The organism is Plesiomonas sp. (assembly GCF_051650925.1).
GTDB lineage: Bacteria > Pseudomonadota > Gammaproteobacteria > Enterobacterales > CAMTGL01 > Plesiomonas.
Map to the genome: position 1 here is coordinate 1 of NZ_JBOFRH010000088.1, position 4,113 is coordinate 4,113.

The 4,113-nt window shown below is 49.2% G+C and carries 1 pseudogene; it reads left to right on the top strand.

The window, feature by feature from the left end:
• Positions 1-468: 468 nt before the first annotated feature.
• Positions 469-4,113: pseudogene (locus ACRC27_RS01995) on the top strand (cyclic beta 1-2 glucan synthetase); the annotation flags it as partial.

Here is a 4,113-nt window from a genome sequence, read left to right on the forward strand (position 1 = left end):
GAAAGTGCGCTCATTGGTGCACTTTCAAGCCTATTCAGTATCAAGTGTGAGCGCCGCATTCGTTACGTACGAATAACACACTTTTTTATTGCTTTGGTGTGCAGGTTTCCAGCGGCATGCCAAAGCATAAATCAGATTAGCGCGCGGCAATCATCATCACTATCATCATTGTAACACCAGCCATTACATCAACAGTTATTACAACAATAAGCACGGCAATCAAAAGAGTTACTGTACTGTAGATATTGCTTATATCCTATTGATTAATAAAGTCTTCCTGAGTGATTGCACTGTTCTTTCTGCTGTTTATCCCACCAAAGTATTAATTCTCTGCGTGCCGACGTATTAAGCATTTGTAGCCTATAGTTATAAAACAGGGCGTTCAGTGTATGGGCGTGAATGCATATTGCTGTCATTTCTTACGGCCGCGGGGTTTAGATTAACTCGCACTGATAACAGGACTTTATCGTGAGTGAGAATCTTTTTTCAGTAATACACACATGGGTAAATCGCTGGCAAAATTGGCAGCACCCAGAGGCGGCTGGATTACAAGAAGATGCCCCTTTACGGGCTGAATTGTTCAGTGCCGAGCAGATGGTGCGCCACGGAAAGGTGTTGGCTCGATCGCACAAGTTAGCAAAACGAACATACCCAGATCGCCTGTTAAAGCGTTTGGAGGATAATGAGCGAGTTTTGGTGCGCTGTTGCCAGCTCCTACAAGCTTCAACGCAAACTCAGCAATTACCCCCTGCCGGAGAGTGGCTGCTCGATAACTACTATCTGGTGGAAGAGCAAATTCACCTGATTCGCCAGAGTTTACCGAAAAAATATGGGCGGGGTTTGCCGCGTTTAAGTAACGCAAACCAGCAAGGTATTCCGCGCGTATATGATATTGCACTGGAGGCCATAGCACATGGTGATGGCCACTGGGATGCTGACAGTTTTAGTGGTTTTATCAGTGCTTACCAGACGTTGTCTGATCTGAGTTTAGGTGAGTTGTGGGCGCTGCCTATTATGCTGCGTCTTGCCCTGATTGAAAATTTACGCCGCATTGCTCTGTGCCAGATAGACGATGTACAACAGATATCACTGGCGATTGTCTGGGCTGAGCGTTTACTGAGTGTGGCACAAGCGCCCTCAGATCAGCAGTTACAGGCAGTGGCAGAGATGGCTGCGGCGCAACTGCCTTTAACGTGCGGGTTTATTGCTGAATTTACCCGCCGTTTGCAGGGAAAAGGGGCGGCATTAACACTGGCTACAGACTGGTTAACGTTACGCCTGCAAGAGCAGGGCAAAACCATTGAGTCAGCCGTACAAATGCAAGCGCAGTTACAGGCCACTCGCCAGTTATCGGTCAGCAACAGTATCAGTAGTTTACGCCATTTAGATGAGATGAACTGGCCTGAGTTCGTTGAAACAATGAGTGTGACTGAACAAATTTTGCGCACAGACCCCTGTGGTGTGTATGCACAAATGGATTTTACTACTCGTGATACTTACCGGCATGTTATTGAACGTTTAGCCCGTAGTGGCCGCGATAAATACAGTGAACCGGTTGTGGCTCGTAAGGTGCTGGAACAGGCTCAGCAGGCCGCTTCACGCTATGCCGCAGATGACAGACGCACCCATGTTGGCTATTACCTTATTGGTGATGGTTTGGCAGCCGTGGAAACGATGTTCGGTGTTCGGCGTGGTGTACGGGCAACACTACGGCAGACGATAAAAAAATATGCGCTGCATGTTTATGTTTCAGCCGTGATTGTAGGGGCGATGCTGCCAGTATGGTTGATGGCGTATGTCAGCAGCCCAGTTCACTGGTTGTTGCAGGCGGTATTGGGGGTTAGCGGCCTTATCGCGTTCAGTCAGTTGGCGTTATCACTGATTAATGAAGTGCTGACGCGGCAGGTGCGTCCGGCACATCTTCCAAAAGTGGATTATTCACAAGGGCTGCCACCTGAGTGCCGATCTTTAGTTGCTGTGCCGATGCTATTGCGCAGCAAGGCTCAGATTGATGAGGCGGTTGCCGCACTGGAGGTTCGGTATCTGGCTAACCCAGATGCCTATTTGCATTTTGCATTGTTAACTGATTTTACCGATGCCTCACAGCAGATTATGCCGGAAGATGGTGATTTACTGGCTCATGCCAAACAGCATATTCTGAATTTAAATCAGCGAATTAACAGTGATTCGCGCAGCAGTGTTTTTTTCCTGCTACACCGTGACAGACGCTGGAATGAAGGTGAGCAGTGCTGGATGGGTTATGAGCGTAAGCGCGGAAAACTGGCTGCGCTGAATGCGTTTTTGCTGGGGCGTGATGCCGATGCCTTTGACAGTGTAACCGGCCGGCGTGCGGTATTGAGTAATGTACGCTATGTGATAACCCTTGATCTGGATACCCAACTGCCGCCGGATGCGGCGCGTCAGTTGATTGGTACTCTGGCTCACCCGCTTAATCAGGCTGTGTATGATCCTATTTGTCAGCGAGTGATCACTGGCTATGCCATTTTACAGCCACGTATTGCAGAAGTGATCCCCGAACAGGGGCCAAACCGGTATACCCAAATTTGTGGTGCAGAGTCGGGGCTTGATCCCTATACCCGCACTGTTTCGGATGTGTATCAGGATTTGTTTGGTGAAGGCTCTTTTATCGGTAAGGGGATTTACGATCTGGCGGTATTTGAGCGTGTCTTGTCTGATCGCTGGCCAGATAATCAGGTATTAAGCCATGATCTGCTGGAAGGTTGCTACGCCCGATCTGGCTTGATCAGTGACATTACCTTGTATGAGCCGCCGGTTGAAAATTATCTGGTTGATGTGGCCCGCCGTAGCCGCTGGATCCGAGGCGATTGGCAATTGCTTCCGTGGTTACGCCGTAAGCTGCGCAACACACAAGGGCAATACGAGCACAATACTTTATCGGCGCTATCACAGTGGAAACTGTTTGATAATCTGCGGCGCAGCATGGTGCCAGCGGCAACATTAACTCTACTGATCAGCAGCGTCTTATTGTGTTCACCGGCTGTGGTTACAATTTTACTGGCTGTATTGCTCGTCGGTTCGCCGCTGGTGGCACTGCTGCTGGATGTGGCGGTGATGCCGGCTGAAATTTCGTTGTATCAGTACTGGCGTTTGAGTGTAAAACAGATGTTTTCCCGCCTACGTCAGCGTAGTCTTGAGCTGCTGTTATTGCCGTTTGATGCGTATTACCAGACCAAGGCGATAATGACGGCGATTTGGCGCATGTGGGTTAGCCATGCCGGATTATTGGAGTGGACAACGGCTGAGGTTGCACAGCAAAACGCAAAAACACAGGCAAGTGTTTTCTATCACCGGATGTGGTTTTCGGTGGTGTGTGCGGTGGTAATTCCTGCTGCTGTATTGTGGCTTGCACCGCACAATGTACTGATGGCCCTCTTGCTGGGCGTTGGCTGGTTGATTGTGCCCGCATTACTGGCGTATATCAGCCAGCCGGTGACCCGTAAAAACAGGCAGTTTGATGCTTCACAGCAGACATATTTACGCCAGTTAAGCCGTGAAACATGGGGCTTTTTTGAAACGTTTGTTAATGCTGATGAGAATTATCTGCCGCCAGATAACTTTCAGGAAGTGCCAGAGCCAGTGGTGGCACACCGCACTTCACCTACCAATATCGGGTTGTCACTATTAGCTAACCTGACTGCGTTTGATTTTGGTTATATCACCCGCCACAACCTATTACAGCGCTGCACATTAACCCTTAATACCCTTGATCAGCTTGGGCGTTATCGCGGCCATTTTTACAACTGGTACGATACACAAACACTCAGGCCGCTCTATCCACGCTATATCTCAACAGTAGATAGCGGTAACTTGGCTGGACATTTGCTGATCCTTCGGCGTGGATTGCTGGCGTTGCGAGTGCCGTTATACCATGATCCTGCACAGCAAAATGCCTTGCATACCCCCCCTGATATTGCCCGTTTCCAGTTGGCTATGCAGGGAATGACAGACACATTGAGTTTGTTGTGCAGTGCGCTGGCTGATAGAGCCTCACCGGTGTGTGAGCAACAGATTAGCGCACTGAAAACAGCGTTGGTTGATGATCTTACTCACCGTATTACCGATCGTGATTCT